Below are 22,324 nucleotides of genomic sequence, written 5' to 3'. Positions count from 1 at the left end.
TGCGACGATGCGCCATGCGTCGACGGCGTGGAGCGGATCGCGCCGCTGGCCCCGCCGCCGTGGTCGTCCGCCGCGCATGTCTGGTCGTGCGGGCCGCATCTGCAATGGGCAACCGAGCCGCGCATGCTCGACCGGCTCGCTCGGCGCGCGCTCGACCTGCCCGACGATTTCGCCGCCACGTCTGCCGATCACTGCGCCGACGTATTGCGCGCATTCGGGAAGTCGATGACCGACGACATGGCCGCCGCGCTAACCGCCATCTGCGGCGCGGCCGCGCCCGACGCACGGCGCTTGCCGCAATCCGACGCGGCGAAGCCGCGCGCATCGCGGTATGGCGGCGTGCATGTCCGACTCGTGCTGGGTCCGAGCAATGCTTGTCTGTCAATCCTTTTCGCCGCGCCATTCTGGTGGGCACGGCATGTGCGCCGCGACGCCGCGCCGACGCGCGCCAACACGCTGACGCCGCGTACGGCGGCGCTCGAATCGATCAGGACACGCGTATGCGCACGGCTCGGCGTCGTGGAACTGCCCGTCACCCAGTTGCTCGACCTCATGCCCGGCGATGTCCTGGTGATCGCCGAACAGCTCGATCCCGTCGTTTCCCTCGTCACGGGAAACACCGGCCAAGTCCCGGTCGGTTTCGGCCGTCTCGGTCGTACCGACAGACAGCTTTCCATTCAACTGCAATCGCTCGTCGAGCCCAAGGATCACCCATGAGCAGCCACGCCACTTCCGAACGATCCGTCGTCATGCGCGTCGACCTTCCCGAGCACGAGCCGGCCGAGACCGCCGAAGCCCGTCCGGTCTCTCACCCGCGCCTCGATCTCGTCGGCGACGTCATCGTTTCGCTCGACGTGCATCTCGGTTCGGTCGATCTGGCCGTCAAGGAACTGATGACGTTGCAGTCAGGCTCCCTCGTCACGCTCGACCGGCAACTCGACGATTGTGTCGACGTTCGACTCAACGAGCGGACGGTAGCCCGCGCCGAGATCGTCGCCGTTGACGATCGGTTCGGGATCCGGATCGTCGAGATCGTCGAGGAACGCTGAATGCCGTCGTTCGACTCGCTCTCGAAGCTGCTGCCGGCATCGGCCGCATCCACGCCCGGCACCGATACCGGCGCAAACTATCCGGTCGCACTTGCACCGACGCTCGGCGACGGGATCGACCTGTACCGGATCGGCGGCGCACTTCTCTTCTGCGCCGTGCTCGGCATCGTCGCCATGCTGGCGCTGCGCCGATACGGGTTCGCCCGCCTCGAAGGACGCGCCGGGCCGTCGGCCAGGAAAAGACTGACGATCGTCGAGACCGCGCGTCTTGCCCCGCGCGCGACGCTTCATCTGATCGAATACGACGAACGGCGCGTGCTCGTGGTACTCCATGCGAACGGCGTCTCGCTGCTCGATGCGCACGCGCGACCGTCGACGGAGGCCGCATCATGACCGCGCGCATCCTGCAGGGCTGGTGCCGGCTCTCCGTGCGGCCCCGAGCGCTGAGCGTGCTGGCGGTGGGCGTGCTGCTCGGCGGTCTGGCGATGCACGCCGCCGCCTTCGCGTCGCCACCCAGCGCACCCTTCGAGCTTGATCGCGATGGCGCGTCGGAAGCCGTGCGCATCGCGGTGCTGCTAACGCTGCTCAGTATCGGTCCGGCACTCGTTGTCTCGATGACCGCGTTTATCCGGATCGTCATCGTGCTGTCGATGATCCGGCATGCGTTCGGGATGCCCGAAACCCCGCCCACACCTGTCTTGATCAGCCTCGCGCTGTTCCTGACCGCGTTCGTGATGATGCCCACGTTCGACACCCTGCATCACGATGCGCTGCAACCGTTCATGGACGGCCGCATCGCCGTCGATCGCGCGCTCGAACTCGGCGCCGCGCCGCTGCGCGATTTCATGCTGCGCCAGGTGCGCGACGACGAACTGCGACTGATGTACGAGCTGTCGCGCAAACCGCTGCCCGATTCGGCCGACGAGGTCGGGCTGCTGCAACTCACGCCGGCCTTCATCCTGAACGAACTGCGCGTCGCGTTCCAGATCGGCTTCGTCGTGCTGTTGCCGTTCCTGCTGCTGGATCTCGTGGTGTCGACCGTGCTGCTGTCGCTGGGCATGCTGATGGTGCCGCCCTCGACCATCTCGCTGCCGCTCAAGATTTTGATGTTCGTGCTGATCGACGGCTGGGGGCTCGTGATGCGGGGCGTGCTCGGAGGATTCAGATGACGCACGCGGGCGCGCGGAACCAGGGCCCGAGATCGGTGAACGACACCGCCGCCGCTCCCGAATCGGAGCTGTGGCGAAGATGGGCGGCCGAGCGCAACGCGTGTAATCGCGAAGCCGTGTTCGCGCATTACCTGCCCTACGCGCGCGCCATCGCGGCCCGGTTGTATGCGGGACGGCATCGCGACGACGTCGAGTTCCGGGACTTCGTTCAGCTCGCCAGCATCGGCCTGCTCGAATCGATCGACCGCTTCGACCCTGCACGCGGCGTGGCTTTCGAGACGTTTTGCACGACGCGCGTGCGAGGCGCGATCCTGACCGGCGTCGAGAAGCTGACCGACGGACAGGAGCAGATTTCGTTTTCCCGGCGCGTGCGCAGGGAACGGGTCGCTTCGCTGCAGGCCGACATCGACCGGCCGGCACGGCAGGGCCGCGACGCATTTCAGGCGATCGGTACGCTGGCGGCCGGACTCGCGATCGGATTCATGCTGGACGGTACCGGCCTCGTCGCGCAGACGACAGATGGCATGCCGCCCGGCGATCCGGCGCTGCCCGGCGCTGCCTATCAAGGCATTGCGTGGCGCCAGACGAAGACGCGGCTGGCCGACGCGGTCCGGCATCTGCCCGAACGAACGCGCAAGATCATTCAGTACCACTATTTCCATGGCCTCGCATTCGAGCAGATTGCAGACATCCTCGGCGTCAGCAAGGGCCGCATTTCGCAATTGCATCGCGCGGCGCTGGCGGAATTACGTGAGCGGCTCGGCGCGGTGGAGCATATGCATCTCATCGGATAGCACTCGCTCGGTGCGAGTACCAAACCGCCTACTCTCGTCTACAGGAGATATCGATGAATCGCCATGAACACCACGCCGCGTTGTGCGACGACGATACGATGGGCGAGATCGTCCGCATCGTCGACAAACCGGACGGCGACGCGCTCAAGCTGCTCAGCGCCGCGCTCGCGCGCTGGCCCGACGATCATCGGCTGTGGTTCCTGCGTGGATCGATCTACGCAGGAGACCAGCGCCGCGCCGAAGCGCGCGTCGATTTCGCGCGAGCGGTCGCACTCGCGCCGGATTTCGACATCGCGCGCTTCATGCTGGGCCTCGTCGACTTGCTTGACGGGCACGTACAGAATGCGGCGGCTTGCTGGGCGCCATTCGACGAAAAACCATCCGGACGCGATGCGTTGTGGTTGTTCAAAACGGGAATGCTCGCGCTGTGCGATGACCGGTTCGATGAGGCGCTCGACTGGTTGAGGCAGGGAATAGCGGCGAACGAGCGCTATCCGGGCATCAACGGCTATATGGAAGGCATCGTCGGGCAAATCGATGCATTGAAGCGGGATACCATCGGCAACGAGAAAGACGGCCATCTGCTCTTGGCCGAATATATGGTGTCGCGCACGCGGCATTGACGATCATCGGAGCACTCATGGATCCTGTTTCAACGCTCAATCAGGTATTGGCGCTGCTGCGGCAACAAGTGGTGGACCGGACGCGGCGTCAGGTCAACGAGGCGGAAAGTCAGGCATCCGCGCGCGACACGGTTGCGGCGCGCGCGGCCGGTTCTGATTTCGGCGCACGGCTGCACGAGAGAATCGACGCGCTGCGAACCGCCGGCATCGACGATGAAGCCCGGTTGGCGCGCGCCGCCATCGAGGTCGTGCTGCGGCATGAATTCGGCGCGACGCTCGCCAATGAGCTGGAATTTCAGGAGATGGTGGAATGGGTGCGGAAAGGGATGATGGAGGACGAGCGCGCGGCGGCATTGCTCGACGACGTGATGCGTGAGCCCGGGCATCGGTCCGGAAAACGGTGAATCGGGGTGCGCCGGTGGAATCCGGCGAGGTCTGGTCAACCCATGGGCTTTGGCGCGTCGTGCATTTCAACGTTCGGGGCCGTGCCACTCACTGCAATCACCGCGCCGGGCAGCGTCCGGAACACGATGCGGTTCGCCTGGATCGACATGCCGGAGCCATCGCGATGGTGCAGGTAGGAAAAGACCCCGCCTCCGACGAAGTGCAATGTATGGGAAGTCGTCAGATGTACGTGGACGATCTCGTGCCGCAGAACCTGCGCGAGATCGTCCACCTGAACCTTCCGGATCTCTGGAACGGTCGCGCTGATATCGCCTGACTCGGAAACCAGGTATTTGTCGCCTCCGGGCCCCTCGACGAGATGGCTGCCGTTTGGAAAATCGATGCGTTTTCCGCCGGGGATGTCGACGGACGACGTCACGGGTGCGGTCGCGGGTCGTTCTGGTTGCGTCGGTTGCGTCGGCGGGATCTGGTCGTCGTTTTGCATTTGGTCGAGGCGCGGAAGGTGATGGGATAAACCGGCTGCTTTCATGTCGCTTGCGGATTCCAATGCGGATAGCGCGTTCTCCGCGAATTTCTCGTAGCGCCACCCCATTCCGATCCTGGAATGAGTCATATTTCGAAGGCGATTTCCGGATACGTTCGGCATTATCCGGGGCCAGGCCAACACATTTTCAACGATGAACTCTGGTAGGTATTTTTAGCATGCAGAGGTCATCGATCCCATTGGACAAGTTCGATTCTTCTTGACTCGTTTTTCGCTACGCCAACCGAATGCGCTCTTCTGAATTCCGTCCAACTGTTCCAGCGCATCGATTTCGATTGTGACGAAGCCCGCACATTGCGGCCTCGGTTCAAGCGCCATCAGCGATGGACAGTCACTTTGCGTCCTCGCTTTGCGAGGACTCCAGAACCGCCAGCTTCGATTCCTTTACCCCATTTTGCCCAGTCGTGTCGTCGACGAGTTGCAGTTTGTTGCGAGCATACAGGACACCCATCTTGACCTCTTGCCAGACGTAATAGATCTTGCCTGCGACCGTGTCGACGTCCAGCTTCGAATCGTTTTCGGCTTTCGAGATCAACTGGTGACGGCCTGGCTCCACTTCGCTATACAGGTAAGTCTTCGCGGCAGTGTGGCCCAGAATCTTCCCGTCGAGCGTCACCGGCATCTTGACGGCACCGCCGATGCTCTCGTTCCGATACACGTAAATCGCCGCCTTTTCCTGCGGCACGCTGAACGTCTTTCGGCATCGCGTTGTGGATCACCCATAGGTACCGAGGCGCAGCCCGATAGAATCAACAGCGAGATACCGAGCGGGATCAATTTCTTCAGATGCATATATTCGATTCCTTTTTTATAAATGAATGACCGCACAACTACGATGCTATCGACTTCAGCGCCTCGCCTTCTGATTCAAGGTGTTGTACTTGAAATTCGAGACTAAGCTTCTCCGTCTCTACCGCCCGCAAAAGCTTATAGCACAAGCCTTCAGCCATTCCATCAGGTCCGCTGTAGGTTTGCGCCCGGACACGTATTCTTACGCGTCGACATTCCGACCTCATTCAATTCATCGAGAAGGCGCTCGCTAACAGGAGCGCCATCAAGGCTCTTACTTGAACTGTTCGTTTTTTTCTCACCTGCGTACTTGGCAATGAAGCTATCAAGATGTGCTCGATCAGCATCAGATTTTACAATTTCACTCAACGCAGGAATCAAATAATACAAAACAAGACAAACATCTTCACTCTTCTCGGGCATACATTCTCCCGCAATCCTCAAAAAACGCTCAGCCGGCATCACCTTAGAGAGTGCCCTGTATGCCCTGCCGCTTGCAAATGGCATGCCTTTTAAATAGTACTTCGCCAATTTTTCCTGGTCGCCCTTTCGCCAAGAAACCTTCGGAATAATATCGAATACCACACCATACTCGGGATCATCTGACGGAAAATTCTCAAGAACCCAGTCAGATGCTTCATTCGGCGCCATGCGCCTCAGTCGCGCACAAATAGAATTGATACTTTCCATCATTACCTCGGTGCAAACGGATTGAATTGACCGAACAACTCGACGGGCAATCCCGCATTACCAATCATCGACGCAGGTGGCTGGTAATGCCCTGAACTATTTGTCCAATTCACAATAGATCCCCGGTTTGGCCCTGTATTATTTGCAAAACGGATAGATCCAGCGAAATCCACCTCTCCACCACCACTTAAACCCAAATATGTAGAGAAGTCTGGATTCAAATTTTGCCGCGCGATCCGGATCGATCCATCCGGCATAGTTACAAAATCATAGGATCCAGACGGAGTAATTTTATTGCCGCCAGGTCCTTGCAACCAATATCGACCGCTTTCATCTTGCACGAGTGCTCGAATAGGGCGTTGTGCGACCGCGGAATCTGTCGGTCGCAAATTAGTCAGGGTACCTCGTTCAGTTAGATTTGCTACGCCTATTGATCGAACATTTGGGCCTTCAATGACATATGACGATCCCCCTGTCCTGCCAAGGTAACTTTCCGCCATCTGAGCCAGATTCGGCCCAAACATCTCGCCGGCCGATCGCAACGCCCCCGGTGCCTTAACAACCAGCGGCGCGGCACTCAGTGCGATCTCCCACGGCCGTGTCGGCACCGCCCCAGGAATCATGTCGCCCAGAGCACGCTGTGCACCAGCCAGGCCACTGAGCCCGACAGCATCCAGCCCTTCGGCCATCATCGCGTTGCCGCGACGAACGGTATCGGCCAGGTGTTCCAGCGGTTGAATCGGCCGATCAAGCCACTGGCCGGCTCGGCTCAGCGGCGATTCTCCACCCCAGCCCCCGCGCCCAAGATCAAACCCGGCCGCATCGTCCGACCAGTCATTCGCACCGCGACCCAAATCGAATCCAACCAGACCGCTGCGAGTCGCTTCTGCTTGACGCGCGACCGCAGCGGCATGTTCGGCGCGCTGCTGAGCCAGCGCCCAATTAGCCGATCCCGCAAACTCCGAGCCGAGTCGCTGCTTCAGGGCTGCACCTTGTGCGCGCGAGGCGGCAAGCGCGTCACTTGCCAATTGACCGAACTGATCTTGGAGTCCGCCAACGAACACTTGCTCCCTAAGACCCGCCTCCAGTTGCAGGTTCCAGTTCGCGCGATTCGCAAACTGCTGTCCGGAATCGCCGCTATAGGCACGTACCGTGTCGACCGTCATTCCGTTGACGTCGCCACCGACACCATACAAAGCACTCGCGCCGGTTTTCCCAACGGAGCCGGCTTGCATCCGGTCTGCGACCATATTGCCAACCGTCGATGCCACCGCATCCGCTGCGATTACCCCGACATTCTTACCATTTCATCCTTACGTTGATGGCCAGTCTAAAGTCCCATTGATGGCGTGCAGATCACAATCAGATTCGCACGCCCCGTGAGGTACGTTCTCCACCGATTACCCAAGCCTCACGATTCGAACGCCCAACTCCTTCAACCTCGAGACGGCCGCATCATAAAGTTCCGGATCATTTATCGGAAGGTCGAATTCTCTCCCCTCTGAATTACGGTAGCAAATCATTTCCGAAACGGGAGTTATTTCAATGAAATAATTTTCGATAGTCAACCCTTTCGCAAACAAGAACTCATCAGCTTTTCCAACAGATTTTGCACTCATCATCTTTCCCTTACCGCGTCATCGGCGATTTACCAAAACCCGGATAGAAAATAGTGTTGTCAGTATTCCCCGGCCCCCAGAAAATTCTAGTAGGCAACGGTGTCGCATTAGGGTTGTTCGTCAACTCTCTAAAATATCTCGCGTTGACCATATTCATATCCTGTGTTGACGGCCACATCTGGAAGGCGTTTTCATTCGGGTGAACATGACCAATCAAGCGCGCATCTCTCGGAACCGGGCTCGTCCAAGCATCGCCGCTGTACAGCTTCTTAACGACGGCACCGTCCATACGCTCGGTCACCAAAGAAAACTCAACTCGTCTCCCTCCGAGAGTCGCTAGATCATAGACATCGCCAAAACGAACTGTGCGATCAGAAAGGATTACACCCTGCTCTCCGGGTAACGCCCCGGTTGTGCGCAATTCGGCCATTGTGGAGTGCGTACCCAAACCTTCGGTTCGCACAAAACGAGCGCTACCCGTACCGCCAGCCTGCGCAGCCATATCTACAGATGTGCCAACAGTGCTTTCGACGGTTCTCGCAAACGCTTGTCGAAGAGCACCGCCCCCTCCCATTAACGCTAGACCAGCCTCCCCAAATGCTTGCAGTTGCTTCGCAGCCGCCGTTCCGTAGCTGCCGTTACTCCATGCAGCACGTGCTGCATCAGCACTCTCGGCGCCAAGCAACTGATAACCGAAATTCTTGAAGCTTTGCGCCGCATCTCCAACGAGCTTTCCGGCATATGCCGCGCCAGGACTCGGATCCAGCACACCAGCATATCCGCCTCGGTAACCACGAATTGCAGCATCGAGAGGTATTTCACCAGCACCCGGACCAGCCACCAGAGCACCCGGCAACGCATCAGGGAACTGTGCGCTGAACGCCTGTCCGGCCAGCTGCGTCGGCGCTGCTGGCACGCCAATGCTCGGACCATACAAGGTCGATGCGCTGCTGTAACTTGTCGGCGTCGTGTCGACCAGACCACCATACGCACCATACAACATTGCGGCATTACTGTATGTCGACTCCGGCGCCACGAACCCACTGCCGGCGCCACCCAATCCACCCGGCAGAATCTGTCCGCCGACCGCTGCGATTGCGTCTTGCGTGCGTCGTGTTGTCGAGTCGACCGAGGCGGCCTGGACGTTACTCACGACCATGTTCCCCACGGTCGATGCCACAGCATCCGCCGCAATCGCCCCGACATTCCGCCCAAGGCTCCCGCCCCGCGCCAGCGTGCTCGCCGAACCGGCCGCGATTCCCGCGCCCGCCGTGCGGACCGCCGTATTGAACGTATCCGCCCGCAACGCTTCTCGCGCCATCGAGTCCCATGCATCACCGTATTGCAACTGCCCGATGGCCTGACTCGCTGCGTACCCCGCCCCCGACGCGATCGCGCTCGCCGCCACGCCCTTCCAGTCGAAACTATGCTGCAGCCCCGTCGCCACGCCGATACCCTGCGTCGCCACCGACCGTGCCGCGCCTTGCGCGATCGCCGACGGCAACGAGTTCACCGCTCCCAGCGCACCTCCCGCGCCAGCCGTCACGCCCGCGCCTACCGCACCCAGCGCCACGCCCTTCCAGTCGAACCCGCTCTGCGCGCCGCCCGCGATCATCACCCCTTGCGCCGCTGCCGCTCCCACCGCGCCGCCCACCGCCGACGCGCCAACACCCGCGAGGCCCGCTCCGCCCGTCAGCGCCGTACCACCCGCCGACATCATCGCGCTGAACGAGGCCCCCGCCGGCGCGGTCAACGCCCCCGCCGTGAACACCGTCGCCACCACCGCCACCACGATCGCGATCACCGGCAGGAACCCGCCGCATCCCCCGCCCCGACCCGGCGGCGGCGGCGGATCCGGCAGCGTCGGCCGCGTGTCGCCGATCGCCTGCCCCGGGTCGTACGGCTTGAACGTGCTCGCCGTGTTGTGCACGTTCGTCACCTTGTTCGGCACCGTCAGCGTCTGCCCCGCCTTCAGCCCGTCCGTGCTCTTCAAACCGTTCGCGTCCGCCAGCACGTACCACAGCGTCTCGTCCCCCCACAGCGACGACGCGATCGACTTCAACGTCTCGCCTTCCCGCACCGTCCATACGCCTGGACTCGTGCCCGGGTACACACCGTTGATCGTCATGAAGCTTTCGTCGAAATCGGCCGTACCGATCGGCGTGAACACCTTGTACTGACTGTCGCTTCCCTTCTGCAGCTTGCCGGCCAGCTCCTTGACGTAGTCAACCTGGTCAATGCCGTCGTTGCCCTGATTCCCAACCCGGTTGCCGTTCAGGTAGTAGTAGTTGTGCTTGCGTTCCCCCGCCGCCCCGACGATCCTCCCGTTGCCATCCACCCGCACGTTGACCAGTTCGTCGCGCCGCTGAACCTGCCCTCTCAGGTCCGTCCAGTACGTAAACGCGCGTGCGTTGCCAGGCTGGTTCCCGCCGTCGTCGTACGTCGATTTCAGGTTGCCGTTGACGTCGTAGTTGAACCACGACGATGCCGGCCGCCATCCCGGCGCATTCGGATTCGTGCCTTGCGCCGTGATCCTCGACTGCTTGGCGCCGTCCCACCATTCGTATTCGTAGACAAACGAACTCCGCGTGCCATTCGCGTTATCTGGCGTCACGTCGACCTTCGCCAAGGTGCCGTCCGTCATCCGCGTATAGTTCGTCGCGTTGCCTGCCACCCGGTCTCGTTCCGACAACAGGATGCTGTCCGCATCCCATGAGCGCGTGACCTCCGACACCACCTGCCCGCTGTCTGGACGTCGCTCCGCCACGCTGATCGCCCGCCCCAGCAGGTCGTTGATACGCTCCTGCGCCACCACGCCGTTGATGGACTGCGTCGCCAGGTAGCCGTTTGCATCGTATGTATACCGCTCGGTGCGGCCGTCCTTCGCGTAAACCGCCAGCACCCGCTCCCCCGCCGCGTTGTAGCCGAGCCGTATGCCTTCGCCGCCGGCCGCGCCCGGCACGATCGCCACGCCGGCGTCGTTCGGATCGACCGGACGTTCACCCGACAGGCTGCCCATCGTCACCGTGAAGCGGTTCAGCGCGTCATATTCGTACCAGTAATCCTGGTTCTTCTCGTGATATCCGACCATGTCGGTATAGGTCGCGAGCATCCGCCGGCGATTGCCGACCGCATCGTATTCGTACGCGACCTGATACGCGTTGTCCTTGATCGACACCACGCGGTTCAGCGCATCGTATTCGACGGCCGATTGCGCAAAGATGTACGAATCTCCAAAGTTCGTGAAGTACTCCGCGGTCCGATTGCCGTCGCCGTCGTATTCGTAGAGCGACTGCGTCTTCGTTGCGTTGTCGACGATCGAGCGCACCATGCCGTGCGAGTAGTACGTGTAATCGACGTCTTGCCCGCTCGACCCGGTTTGCTGCGTCAGCAGGCCGGCCCAGTTGTACGCATACAGGAACACTCGGCCACCGAGATCCACGTGCTTCGTCACCCGACCGAACAGATCTTTTTCGTCCACCATCGTCCGGCCGTTCGCGTCGGTCGTCGTCTTGACCCACCCGCCCGTCACCGACGTTCCGACGGAACGGATCGTACTCGCCCAGCGATAGTCGTAACGTACGTCTCGTCCTGCGGCGCTGACGGTCCGGATAATTCGGCCTTCGCTGTCGTAATAGGTCCGTTGTCGGCCGCCCAGCGCATCGACGCGGGCGATTCGATTGCCCGACGAGTCGTACTCGAAGCGCTCGATGCTGCGCCGACCATTCGTCAGTACCGGCCTCGCTATCTCGATGAGACGATTCTCCGCGTCGTACGCGTACTCGGTCCGGCGATTCAACTCGTCTGTCGACGTGCGCAAATTGCAAAGCCCGTCGTACTGGAACACTTTGCTGTACCCCATCGCGTCCCACGATTTCGCGATAGCAGGCTGCTGCTGCCCATAATTCCATTGCTGGGTGGACAGGTTGCCGTTCGCATCGCGCGTGCCGACGAGATTTCCAAGCAGGTCGTAGTAGAACTTCGTCTCGGGTGCAAGCTGGATTTGCGCGCCATTTGCCAACGTCACCTTGACGGTCGGCTCGCGCTTGAGGGTCAATGCCCCCATCGAGTTGTACGACAGATAGGTCCAGTTGCCTCGGCCATCCCGCTCGGCGGATACCTCCCGGAACGCGTTGTGCGACTGCATCCGGTCGATCGTCATGTCCTTCGCGGTCTGCTCGATCACGCCGACGATGTCGACGTTCGTAATCGGATTGTTGCGCGTGCCGGTCAGCAAATAACTCTGACGCTCGACCAGGACATTGCCGCCGGCGTCCTTGGCCAGATAGCGGTATTCGAATTCCGTGTGCGTCGGCAACGCCGACGCGTCGAACAGGAAACGGCCCTTGGCATCGAGCGTCAACGTCACTTCGGCAAACGGACGATCGTAGGCCTGATCCTTCACCGTGGATTGACGGTAGTACAGCGTAATCGTATTGACGTTCGGCAGCGGCAAGCCATCCGTTCCGGTCGGCTTGAACTCGAAAAGGCTGGGGCGCTCACTGCCCGTCAACGTGACCTGCGAATTGCCCGGCGTGCCGATGGTAATGTCGCCAGCCCCCATCGCGAGCGGCACGCCGGCCGAATCGTAGGCGGTGTATTTGATCGCATAGGTATACGAACCGGGCCGCGGTATCAGGCCTTCCGCCATCACATCCCACGCGAACTCGCCGTTGCCCAGGCGCGTGATGCGCGAGTAGCGCGTCACACCGTCCTGCACCCACGACACCACGAGGTAATCGGTGTCGGCGGGTTGCGAATGAAACACGATCGTCGACTTCAGATCGGCGAGAAAGCTGGTTGAGAGCGACGGCGCGCCGCTGCCGCCTGGCAGGCCGACCGACCCCATCACGACATCGAGCCTCTCGCCGGCTGCGTTGTACAGATCGAACGCCACGTCGAGGTTGCCGGCCCCGTAACCGGACAGATCGATTGCGAACGCACCGGTGACAGGATCGCGCACGACCGTGCGCTCCTCGCTCCAGGCGACGGTTCCCTGCTGGCGAATCTTCGCGACGATGTGATCGGCCAGATGCAGCGCGGAATCGCGCGCCGAATACAGATTCAAGGTTCGTGGCGAAGACCAGATATAACTGCCCGACGCATCAGCCAGGAACCCGGGGCGGCTGCTTTCCCGATCGGCGGGGATGGGCTCGGACGTCACGGATGCATTCCCACCCGGTTCGATGTGAACGCGATAACCATCGCGGCGCAGCAAAGTACCGGCCTCACGCCCGTCACTGCCGTCCGAAACAGCCATGAAGATCATTTCGTAGTCGCCAGCGGGCAGACTGCTCGAATCAACGCTGAACGAGTTGGGTTGACTGGCAGCGGCCTTTGGCAACTGCTGGAAAGTCGAGTTTGAGCCTGCCGGTCGATAGTAGAGTGCGCCTCGAGCGCGCTCCGGGAGCGAGTGCTGCGCAACCGTCAACAGATTGGTCGGAGTGTTCAGTTCGAAAAAGGCTTCGCCGTCTTTCCTCTGCGTTAGGACCACGTGATTGTTAACGGCAGTCAACATCGACACCGTTTGAGTAGTCGAACCAATCAGTTCAGGCGCCCCTTTTCCGCTCTTCGGCTTTGCATAGAGCTCTAGCGTGTATTTGAAGAACGCATCGTTAGTGAAGCGCATGAAGCCACGATTGACCTCGATCGTTGCCGAGCCGCCGCCATCAGAAGGCAACGCGACCGTAAAATTTCCCGTTTCAGGCTTATAGTCGGGCTTGCCCACCAGCCATGAGACACGCGCCTCGAGGTCATAAGCACCGTACGTCCCCTTGAGATCGGGCAATGCTAGGTCAATCGATTTGACGGTAAATCCGATCGCCAACCAGTTCCACGTTTCGGAAGCCCAGTTCAGCCCGACCATTGCCCGCTGAGGGAACGCAAACTGGCTCGTCGGAACACTGAGAAAGACGAGCGACTCACCCGTTCTGGTCGGCGCCAATTCCTGGCCCTCACGCGGCCATGCGAGCTTGACTTGCTGGTCCGTTGACCCGACCAATTCCGTACTGCCGCCACCGCTTTTAGGCGTGGCATAAATTTCCAGCTTGTATTTGAACTGACTCGCGGCGCTGGTTCTACGGATAAAGTCGAGCCCTAGAGGAATCTGTGCTAACCCGCCTTTTGGCGGAAGCATCGACGTCAGGCTGCCTGTCTGCGGAAAGTCACCGCCACTGTCCGTTATTTCCCACGACACGCGCGCTTCAAGGTTGTATTCGCCGGGAAGGTCCTGGAACCTAAGATCAATTGAGTCGACGGAAAAATGCAGATACAGCGGCGACCCATTCTGCGGTCTCCAATTCAGCGCAAGCGATACAGGGCCAAGGCCAGCCGTACCGCTCCCGATAATTGTTCCGGACTCGCTGGGCTGTACCGCCCCCACCACCGGCCGACTCTGCTTCTCGATCCATCCACTGATACTCAACTGCGTATTCGCAAACACCCCGCCGTCGATCGGAATATCGACCGGACTGAAACTGATGCGCGGCACGCTCCCCGACGTCTTCGGCTGGCGAATCTGGATGACCTGGTTACGGGCGTCGTAGCGCGTAAAGGTCTGCATCATGTCGACCTTCTGCAGCAGCTTCTCGAGATCATCCCCCGTCTCGATCACAAGCCCGCGCAAATCGGTCTCCATCGACTCGACCTTCAGCGTCGCATTGCCGTTGCGGTCATGCAGGAACAGCCGCGACACGCCATCGCCGAAATTCGAGCGCACGACCCATCCGGCATTGTTGTAATCCGCATATTCCTGCCATTCGCCATTCGCCCCGCCGCCGCCAGTCCGCCGCCCGACGACTTCGCCGAATGCGTTGTAGCGCTGCTCCCGTGACACGCCGCTCGTCAGCACGCCCCCACCCTTAGGATTGCGCGAACGCGTGATCCGCGACGTCTCGCGCTGCGCGGCGTCATAGCCGATTTCGGTTTCATCAAGCTGCTGCAGCCCGTCCGCATCCGCGCGCAGATAACCGACCAGCACCGTATTGCCCACCGCGTCGTAACCGAACCGCGTGGTCACGCCGAGCGCATTCGTCTTCGACGCAAGCCGCCCGCCTGCGCCATACGCATAGGTCGCGACCTGATCCGCGTCGCCGTGCTTCGTCTCCTTGACGACCTGGTTCAAGCCGTCGTATTCGAACGAAACGCGCGCACGCACCTGACGATTCAGATGATCGACGAACTGCGGCAAGGTCTGACTCGTCTGCCGTCCCAAAGCATCGTATGTGAAATCGAACTGGCTCCCGTTCGCGTCCGTCTTGCGCAGCAAATGGCCTTCGCCGTCGTAGGCATACCGCGTGGTCGATTCGGCCACGCCTTCGGTCAGCCTGCCGTTTCCGTCGACAGTCGCATGCTGAACACCTTGCCGCGTTTCGCTGGTCAGCCGCCCATTGGCATCCCACGTGTAGTGCGTAATCCGGTCGTCGGCGCTCGTCGGCCAGTTCGCCGCGAGCGTCTCGGCCAACGCAGGATTCGGCGCGATCGGATCAGGATAGCGCAACGCGAAACGCGTTTCCGTCAGCACCCGCCCCTCGGCGTCCCGCTCCCAACGAACTCCGTAGCCGGCGCCATCGACCTCGAGCATCTTGCCGCCCATTCGATCGTAGAAACTGAGCGTACGGTTACCGGCCGGATCGGTCTGTTCGATCAAGCGGCCCGCGCCGTCGTAGCGATAACGCGTGACGAGGTCGCTGCCGGTCGTGATGAAGTACTCGCCACGCTGCGTTTCGCCGGCCGACGGATCGAAATATCCGGTCGCCACGCCAAGCACGCGCGACTCGATCAGCCGGTTGTTCTCGTCGTAGCGGTAGCGGGTCTCGCGCACGCGGCTCGCGTCGACCGGAACCGGCGGCTCCGCGCCGTTCGTCGGCGCGACGGGATCGCCGAATACCTGCGCCGCGATCCGGTTGCCCGCCGCGTCATAGGCCCACCGCGTCAGCGTGCTGGTCGCGCTCACTTCGCCCGTCTTGCGATTGGCCGCGTCGTAGTACCAGGTCGTCGTATTGCCGTTCGCATCGGTTTGCCGGATCAGATTGCCACGCGCATCGTATGCGCGGGTTTCAACCGGCTCCACCGTGCGCGTCTCGCCCGACGCTATGCGAACGGTCACCTTGTCGCCTGTCTGGCGAATCAGACGGCCGAGCGCATCGTATTCGAAACGCGTGGTGCGCTGCTCGGCCAATTCGCCCGCCTCGATCGTCGCCGTGCGGCGACCGGCGGCGTCGTACAGGTGAAAATTCTGTACTGGACTGCCGTTGGACGTGACGGGCAGCGTCTCCAATATCAGCTGGCCGCGGTTGTCGTACCCATACCGGAAGACCGCGCCGACCTTGTTCTGATAGAGGATACGGTCGCCGAACCCGTTGTACCCGTAAACCTCGACTCCGCCTTCCGCGTCGGTCGATTTCACGAGCCGGTCGAGCTTGTCGTATTCGAGGAGCGTCACGGCTGCCGGCCGACCATCCTGCAGTCGCGACAGCACCGCGGAGGCATCGCCGTTCGAGGCAAGCGCCGACCAGTCGAGCGTCCCGCGCTCGAAGCGCGCGACGCGAACCGGCTGTCCCGACGCGCTGTATTCGGTCCGGACGGCCGCGCCATCCGGATTCACTTGCGCGACGACACGGCCAAGGCCGTCGTAAAACAGCCTGGCGGCCACGCCTTTCGTCACGCGCTCGACCGCATCGCCGAAAGCGTCGTAGGCAGTTCGATCCGCATGGCCGAGCGGATCCGTTGCCTCGATCAGCCGGCCGGCGGCATCGTAGCGATAACGGGTCGCGTACCGGCCGATCAGCGCATCGCGCTGCGCAGCCGTCAGTGCGGCAGCCGTCAACGCACGATCCTGCGCATCCACGTATCCGAGTGCCTTGCGCTGCGCGAGCGCCCAGTCGCTGTCGGATTCCGCGAGCTCGACGCCACGCGGATCGACGCGAGCAGTCAGGTTGCCGAGCGCGTCGTATCGATACTCGACCGCCGACGCTGCCGACGAGCCAAATGCGCGCACTTCGCGGATCATCCGCCCGGCCGCGTCGAAGCTTGTACGCGTCGACACCTGCTGGCCCGTGCCGGATGCACCGATCGTCTCCACCGCGCGGCCGAGCGCGTCCAGCACGTAGTGCGTCGTGACGCCCGCCGCGTCGATCACGTCCGTTACTCGGCCCGCTCCGTCATGGCGATATTCGGTCACCGCCGTCGCGGCGACCGAAGGTTTGGCGGGCAGCAGTCCTTCGATGACGCCAACCCGCATCGCGCGATCCGGTTCCACCGCCTCACCGTAGCGAATCGTCCTGCGCAGCAGCGCGCCGTCGTATTCGTGACGCGTCAGATAGCCTTCCGCGTCAATACTCTCCATCACCCGATTGGCATTGTCGTAGCGCCAACTCGCGATGCGCGTGTGGACGAATGGCTTTTCGTACTTTATCCATTCGATCATGTCGCTTTCAGTCGACTCGGCGAAGCCGACCATCACCATCCACGCACTACGCCCCACACTGACGCGCTCGAGCAGATTGCCGTTGGCGTCGAAGCAATGCTGCGTCACGTAGCCCTCTGGATCGATGACGAAGGCGGCCCGGTTCGCCGCGTCGTAAACCGTGCGCGTCACGCGACTCGCGCTGCGCGAATCGTTGACGCCGAGGTGCCGGAGGTCGTTGGTAATCACCGCGTCGGTCAACGGCCACGTCGCCTTGAGCACCGTGCCATGCCGGGCGGTAAAAACCGCGTTGCCGTTCTCGTCGTAACGGAATTCGGTCAACGCGCCGAGCGCATCGAACGTGTAGCGCACCCGCCCGTTGACGTCGTACACGTGGCGCGTCGTCCGGTCACGGCCTGGCGACACCGCGACACGCGACTCCAGATCGCCGATCGACAGCGTGGCGCCCACGCCGTCGAGCAATCCCGCGTTTGGCATCGCGTATGCGGTGCGTGCGACGACGCGCCCTTCCTCATCGACGCGGCTCAGCGCGATCGCGCCCGTCGGACCGATCTCGCAGATCTGCCGGTTCTCAGCATCGTAGCCGTAGCGCGTCACGCCGCCCGCCGCGTCGACCACCCGGTTCACGTTGCCGTTGCCGTCGTAGCCATACGCCGTTGCCAGCGCAAGCCCGTTCGGATCGACAACCGTACGGACCCGGCGATTCGCCGCATCGTACTCGTGGCGCGTGGCACGCGCACTCGCCGTACCCTCGCCTTCGGTCACCGTCAGCACGTTTCCGCTGCCATCGTATTCGAACGTGGTGCGCAGGTTGAGTCGCCCGTCTCCCGCATCGGTCACGACGGCAAGCTTGCGCCCGTTGAGGTCATATTCGGTCGTTGTCACGGCGCCCGACGGCTCCGTCGTCCGAATCATCTGCCCTTTCGCGTCGTACGCGTAGCACGTCACGAGATTCAGCCCGTCCGGATCGAGCGTCCGCGTCAGCGTGCGGCCCGCCGCATCGTATGAATAAGTCGTACGCACGCCGCGGCCGTCCACCGTCTCGATCAATTGACCGACCCGATCGTAGCGCTGCCGGGTAACGCCGGTGGCGGTTGTCGTGTCGGTCAACCGACCGTCGCGGTCGTACGCGTATCGCGTCGTGTATCCACGCCCGTCGGTCACCGCGATGGTCTGACCGAATTCATCGTAGAGGGTCGTGGTCTCGATCCCGTCGGGCATCGATACCGTAAGCTGGCGCTTGTCCGGCGCGTACGCGTAGCGCGTCGTCGCGCCGGTACGATCGGTGCGCGTCAGCACGTTGCCGAACGCATCGTAGGTCATCCGGTTCTGCCGCCCGAGGCCGTCGGCGACGACGACCGTGTTGCCGTTGCGATCGTATTCGCGACGCCGGACGACGCCGTTCGCATCGGTGGCTTCGATCTCGCGCCCGAAGGCATCGTATACGGCGCGCGTGACGAGATTCAGGCCGCCAGGATCGACGGTCATCCGTACCGCCCGCCCAAGCCGGTCGTAGCAGGTCGTGCGGATCGACCGCTCGCCCGCGGACCGCTGCTGGCGCGTGACGATCTCGTTGCCGAACGCGTCATAGGCCCGCCAGGTATGGACGGCCTGGGCGTCTGCGCTCCACGCCACGCGGCCCGCGCCGTCATATCCGAACATCGCGCGCGACACCCGATCGTTGCCGAGCGTGGCAACCGCCCGCCGTACGGCATCGGTCAAGATGCCGCCTCGCAACCGGTCGAGCGCATCGCCCTCCATGCGGTTCGCATACGCAAGCGTCTGCGTCACATTGCCGAGCGCGTCGTAGCGCTGCTCGGCCACCTCGCCAAGCGCATTGATCCGATGGGTCGCACGCCCGGTCGCATCGTAGAAGTAAAGGCTGCGATGGCCATCCGCATCCGTCGACGACGTCCGGTGCCCTGCCGCATCGTACGTGTAGTGCTCGGCCCAGGTTCGCCATACCGTGTCGACCTGCGAGTCGGTCGGCTTCGCACCCAGCGCAGCGAGCGCCGCAGCGCCCTCGCCGGACAACTGCGCGACCAACCGCCCCTGTACGTCGTAGCGGTAGTGCCGCGCACGATCGCCAGTCGTCTCGCTCGTCACGCGCCCGTCACTGTCGTACGTGTAGCGCGTCGTGGACGCGCCCCGCATCGTGCTCGTGGCGCGCTCGAGCAGGCGACCCATCGCGTCGTAACGGTATGTGGTGCGCTCCTGTTTCGTCGACGCGGCAAGCCAGCACTTTTCGGTCCCGGCGGCATCGAGCACATAGTTCTGGCCTTTCACGAACGGGCCCGACGGACGCCCGTTCGGCTTCGTGCCCGGCTGTGCGAAGGGCCGGTAGCCGAACATCGCGTTCTGGACCGTTGCCTCGTCCATGAACGAACCGAAGATGAACTCGACGCGATGCTCGGCGGCGGGCACGATGCCCGTAATGTCGACCGCGTAGCGTCGTGCGGTCGTGGACATGACTTCCACCTTGCCGACGTTCCAGCCGTCGACGCGAATCGTAAGTACGGCGCCGGTCAGCTTCGGGCGGTCCAGCTTCGCCTCGAACGCAAGACGCACGGTCTGTGGCGTACGCGATACGTCGGGGTCCGCCCGTTCGGTTCGAGTACGCCGCGCCACGTTGCCGAACTCGTCGTACTCGTAGACAGTAGCGTTCCCCTCACCGTCGATTTCCGTACGCAGCAGCCCGCGCGCATCGTAGCTCGCCTGCTCGCGAATGTCGTTGCCGCTTTCCGCCGGACGGAAATCGCGCACCGATGTCGATGCGCGATCGACGTCCGCAACAGACGTCGCATAACGGATCGTCGCGATGCGCCGACCTGCCATGTCGTACTGGTATTCGGTCAGGTAGCCTTCCGCGTCGAGCTGCCCGCACAAGAGGCCGCCGGCATCGTAGAAATAGCGCGTGCTGCGATCGGCTGCCGCCGCGGCCGGTCTGGCGCCCGCTGTCGGATCGCCATCGCTCGCGCTGACGCGGTTCGCATACTGGATGGTGCGCAGCAACCGCCCGGCATCGTCGTACCGATATTCGGTCAGCGCGCCGTCGCCGTTCACACTGCATGCGAGCCGGCCCGCGCCGTCGTACGCGCGCCATTCGGTCTGATCCGACTTATGCGCGGCAGGGCGCAGACGGTCGAGCATGGCGGGGCCGGCCGCTTCGGCGGCCTCCGCCAATTCCGCTCGCTGCGGGACAGAGAGCGGCGTCGCATAGCGGATCGTGCGCGCAATCCGCCCCGCCGGCGTATAGACGTATTCGGTCAAGCCGCCTTCGGCATCGACCTGTGCGATCTTGCGGCCGGCCGCGTCGTGAAGATGATGCACGCGCTGTCCGACCGCATCGATTTCCATGCGCAACCGGCCTGCGGCATCATAGGTGTAGCCGACCTGGGACAGCAACACGTCCGCCGCGGATTCCGCGACTGCCACCAGCTCTCCCGCCGCATTGAAAGTCGACGTCCGTGTAAGACCGTTCGCGAACGTGACGATGGTCTGGTGACGCGCGTCGTCGTAGCGATAGAGCGTCATCGTCCCGTCGAAACGGCGCGCCGACAGCATCCGCCCCAATCCGTCGTACGCAAACTGCTCGACCTGCTGTTTGCCCGGTGCGCCGACGAAACGCTGCAGCAGACGACCGAACGGATCGTAGACATAGCGCGTCTGCGTCACCTCGCCCACCCCCGCGCGCGCATCGCCCGAGCCATCCCTCAGCAGCCGGCCGTAACGCGTGACGCTCGCGACGTTGCCGCGAAAATCGTATGCGGTATCGGTGCGAGTGCCGGCGCTCTTGTCGGCCAGCCCCGCGACCCAGCGCGTCAGCTCGGCGTCGCCGAACGCCGTTCCGTCATAGCCGGCGCCGGCGTACGTCAGCACCGCGACCTGCTGGCCGACCGCGTTGTAACGATATTCGGTCACCCGCTGCTGCGCATCGACGACGAACCGGAGATGGCGTCGCGCGTCGTACACGTACATTGTGCTGGCGCGTTCGCCGGCCCCCTCTCCCAGATGGGTAATCTCCTCGAGCAATTCGTTGTTCGCGCCATAGCGCCACTCGACGACGCCGCCCGTCGCATCGCGCTGCCACACGCGATTGCCGTTCGCGTCGTAGCGATATTCGATGCCGCCGCCCGCCTCCTCCACCTTCACGACATTGCCGGCCGCATCGTAATGAAACCGCTGCGCGCCGCCGGCGGGCGGCACGCTCTCGACGAGCCGGCCCTGGAGGTCGTACGCCAGCACCGTCGCCGCGCCGAGCGGATCGGTGATCGTCGTCCTGCGCGCGTCGAGATCGTACGCGAGACGCGTGACACGGGCGACGCCGCCGTCGGCGCGCTGCGCGACGCTCGTCACCCGATATTCCCCGCCCAGCAGCGCGTAGGTAAAGGCCAGTTCGGCGCCGTCCGACTGCGCGATCGATGCAACCCGTTCGCTGTTGCCGTCGTAGCGGTAGGTGGTCGTGAATACCCGGCCATCCGCGATGCTGTTGTCGTTCGGCGAGAGATCGACGGTCACCGTCGACAGGCGGCCGGCCGCGTCGTATCCGTAGCGCACTGCGGTTGACGTGCGCTGGCTGTTGTTGTCCGTGTACACGGTGCGCAGACGCGCGAGCCGCCCGCTCACATAATCGAGATAGGTCTGATCTCCGTTCGCGGTCCGCACACGACTTAGCAAGCCTGCTCCGTCATAAGCGTAATCGACCCGGTTGCCGTCGCTGTCGGTTGCCGAGACCAGGCGCCCGCCACGCACTGCGTCATAGCGCTCGGACAGGCGCTTGCCGCCGTCCTGCCAGTCCCACTGCCGCAAGCCCGCGTCATACGCGAGCGTCGCCCGCGCCCCCGTGCCGTTCGCCGCGACGTAAAGCCGCCGTTGCGCATCGTAGCCGTAGGTGATCGTCGAACCGTCCCAATCGGTGCGCGTCACCGTGCTGCCGGCCTGGTTCAGCGTGCCGGTCAACTCGCCGACCGTGCGCGCGCCGCCCGGACGCCAGCCATCCGCGGCCACGCGCCCCTGGCTGTTGTACGCACGATGAATCGCGCCGTTCACGCCTCGTCCGATCAGCATCAGGTCGCGATCCTGGACCATCAGGTTGCCGTTCGCCGCGTTCACGTAGACCTGCTCGCCCGCCTGACCGAACGACGCGGCGCCAAGCTGGCCGCGCGCCCCCAGACCCAATGCCGATGACGACTGCAAACCCAACCCGTTGCCCGTA

Annotated in this window: 12 protein-coding genes; 7 read left to right on the top strand and 5 right to left on the bottom strand. The window is 62.8% G+C overall.

All coding sequences use genetic code 11. From position 1 onward, the window contains the following. The first annotated feature begins 123 nt into the window (after window positions 1–123). Genes SB786_RS01315 through SB786_RS01285 form a run of 7 tightly spaced genes read left to right on the top strand, consistent with a single transcriptional unit; the run spans window position 124 to window position 4,039 of the window. The gene (locus SB786_RS01315) at window positions 124–717 is read left to right on the top strand and encodes a FliM/FliN family flagellar motor C-terminal domain-containing protein (protein WP_410725832.1); all 594 of its coding nucleotides are present in this window, start codon (window positions 124–126) and stop codon (window positions 715–717) included. Further along, window positions 714–1,049: a FliM/FliN family flagellar motor switch protein gene (locus SB786_RS01310; protein ID WP_410725831.1), complete on the top strand. Its 336-nt coding sequence runs from the start codon at window positions 714–716 to the stop codon at window positions 1,047–1,049. The genes SB786_RS01315 and SB786_RS01310 overlap by 4 nt, the downstream gene beginning before the upstream one ends. Beyond that, window positions 1,050–1,442 (top strand): flagellar biosynthetic protein FliO, encoded by a 393-nt coding sequence (locus tag SB786_RS01305; RefSeq protein ID WP_410725830.1) that lies wholly within the window; start codon window positions 1,050–1,052, stop codon window positions 1,440–1,442. Beyond that, entirely contained in the window at window positions 1,439–2,218 is a 780-nt protein-coding gene (gene fliP, locus SB786_RS01300; protein WP_410725829.1) for a flagellar type III secretion system pore protein FliP, read from the top strand. Before SB786_RS01305 ends, fliP begins: the two co-directional genes overlap by 4 nt. Window positions 2,219–2,253: 35 nt before the next feature. Continuing rightward, entirely contained in the window at window positions 2,254–3,012 is a 759-nt protein-coding gene (locus tag SB786_RS01295) for a sigma-70 family RNA polymerase sigma factor (protein ID WP_410725828.1), read from the top strand. A gap of 53 nt (window positions 3,013–3,065) precedes the next feature. After that, window positions 3,066–3,635, top strand: coding sequence for a hypothetical protein (locus tag SB786_RS01290; protein WP_410725827.1), 570 nt, complete (start codon window positions 3,066–3,068; stop codon window positions 3,633–3,635). A gap of 17 nt (window positions 3,636–3,652) precedes the next feature. Continuing rightward, window positions 3,653–4,039: a hypothetical protein gene (locus SB786_RS01285; protein ID WP_410725826.1), complete on the top strand. Its 387-nt coding sequence runs from the start codon at window positions 3,653–3,655 to the stop codon at window positions 4,037–4,039. Window positions 4,040–4,074: 35 nt separating this feature from the next. Here SB786_RS01285 and SB786_RS01280 read toward each other — a convergent pair whose 3' ends face one another. The 5 genes from SB786_RS01280 to SB786_RS01260 all read right to left on the bottom strand — a co-directional run bounded on the left by SB786_RS01280 (window position 4,075) and on the right by SB786_RS01260 (window position 22,311). Then, the gene (locus SB786_RS01280; RefSeq protein WP_410725825.1) at window positions 4,075–4,632 is read right to left on the bottom strand and encodes a hypothetical protein; all 558 of its coding nucleotides are present in this window, start codon (window positions 4,630–4,632) and stop codon (window positions 4,075–4,077) included. Window positions 4,633–4,915: 283 nt separating this feature from the next. Beyond that, window positions 4,916–5,269: a DUF2846 domain-containing protein gene (locus SB786_RS01275; protein ID WP_410725824.1), complete on the bottom strand. Its 354-nt coding sequence runs from the start codon at window positions 5,267–5,269 to the stop codon at window positions 4,916–4,918. Window positions 5,270–5,538: 269 nt separating this feature from the next. Next, window positions 5,539–6,063: a hypothetical protein gene (locus tag SB786_RS01270; RefSeq protein ID WP_410725823.1), complete on the bottom strand. Its 525-nt coding sequence runs from the start codon at window positions 6,061–6,063 to the stop codon at window positions 5,539–5,541. Between the two features lie 2 nt (window positions 6,064–6,065). Continuing rightward, window positions 6,066–7,298, bottom strand: a complete 1,233-nt coding sequence (locus SB786_RS01265; RefSeq protein WP_410725822.1) for a hypothetical protein — start codon at window positions 7,296–7,298, stop codon at window positions 6,066–6,068. A 394-nt stretch (window positions 7,299–7,692) separates the two neighbouring features. Then, window positions 7,693–22,311, bottom strand: a complete 14,619-nt coding sequence (locus tag SB786_RS01260) for a LysM peptidoglycan-binding domain-containing protein (protein WP_410725821.1) — start codon at window positions 22,309–22,311, stop codon at window positions 7,693–7,695. Between the last annotated feature and the right edge of the window lie 13 nt (window positions 22,312–22,324).

The sequence above is a fragment of the Burkholderia sp. SIMBA_062 genome (assembly GCF_046534765.1).
Taxonomy (GTDB): Bacteria; Pseudomonadota; Gammaproteobacteria; order Burkholderiales; family Burkholderiaceae; genus Burkholderia; species Burkholderia ambifaria.
Note: the sequence above shows the minus strand (reverse complement) of the source record. Positions and strands in the feature narration are given on the sequence as shown.

What these genes read in the sequence shown, in the direction of transcription:
- SB786_RS01290 (WP_410725827.1), top strand. Translation starts at nt 3,066, where the DNA reads ATGAATCGCCATGAACACCACGCCGCGTTGTGCGACGACGATACGATG.
- SB786_RS01280 (WP_410725825.1), bottom strand. Translation starts at nt 4,632, where the DNA reads ATGGGGTGGCGCTACGAGAAATTCGCGGAGAACGCGCTATCCGCATTG.
- SB786_RS01305 (WP_410725830.1), top strand. Translation starts at nt 1,050, where the DNA reads ATGCCGTCGTTCGACTCGCTCTCGAAGCTGCTGCCGGCATCGGCCGCA.
- SB786_RS01265 (WP_410725822.1), bottom strand. Translation starts at nt 7,298, where the DNA reads ATGCAAGCCGGCTCCGTTGGGAAAACCGGCGCGAGTGCTTTGTATGGT.
- SB786_RS01270 (WP_410725823.1), bottom strand. Translation starts at nt 6,063, where the DNA reads ATGGAAAGTATCAATTCTATTTGTGCGCGACTGAGGCGCATGGCGCCG.
- SB786_RS01310 (WP_410725831.1), top strand. Translation starts at nt 714, where the DNA reads ATGAGCAGCCACGCCACTTCCGAACGATCCGTCGTCATGCGCGTCGAC.
- fliP (WP_410725829.1), top strand. Translation starts at nt 1,439, where the DNA reads ATGACCGCGCGCATCCTGCAGGGCTGGTGCCGGCTCTCCGTGCGGCCC.
- SB786_RS01285 (WP_410725826.1), top strand. Translation starts at nt 3,653, where the DNA reads ATGGATCCTGTTTCAACGCTCAATCAGGTATTGGCGCTGCTGCGGCAA.
- SB786_RS01315 (WP_410725832.1), top strand. Translation starts at nt 124, where the DNA reads ATGCTCGACCGGCTCGCTCGGCGCGCGCTCGACCTGCCCGACGATTTC.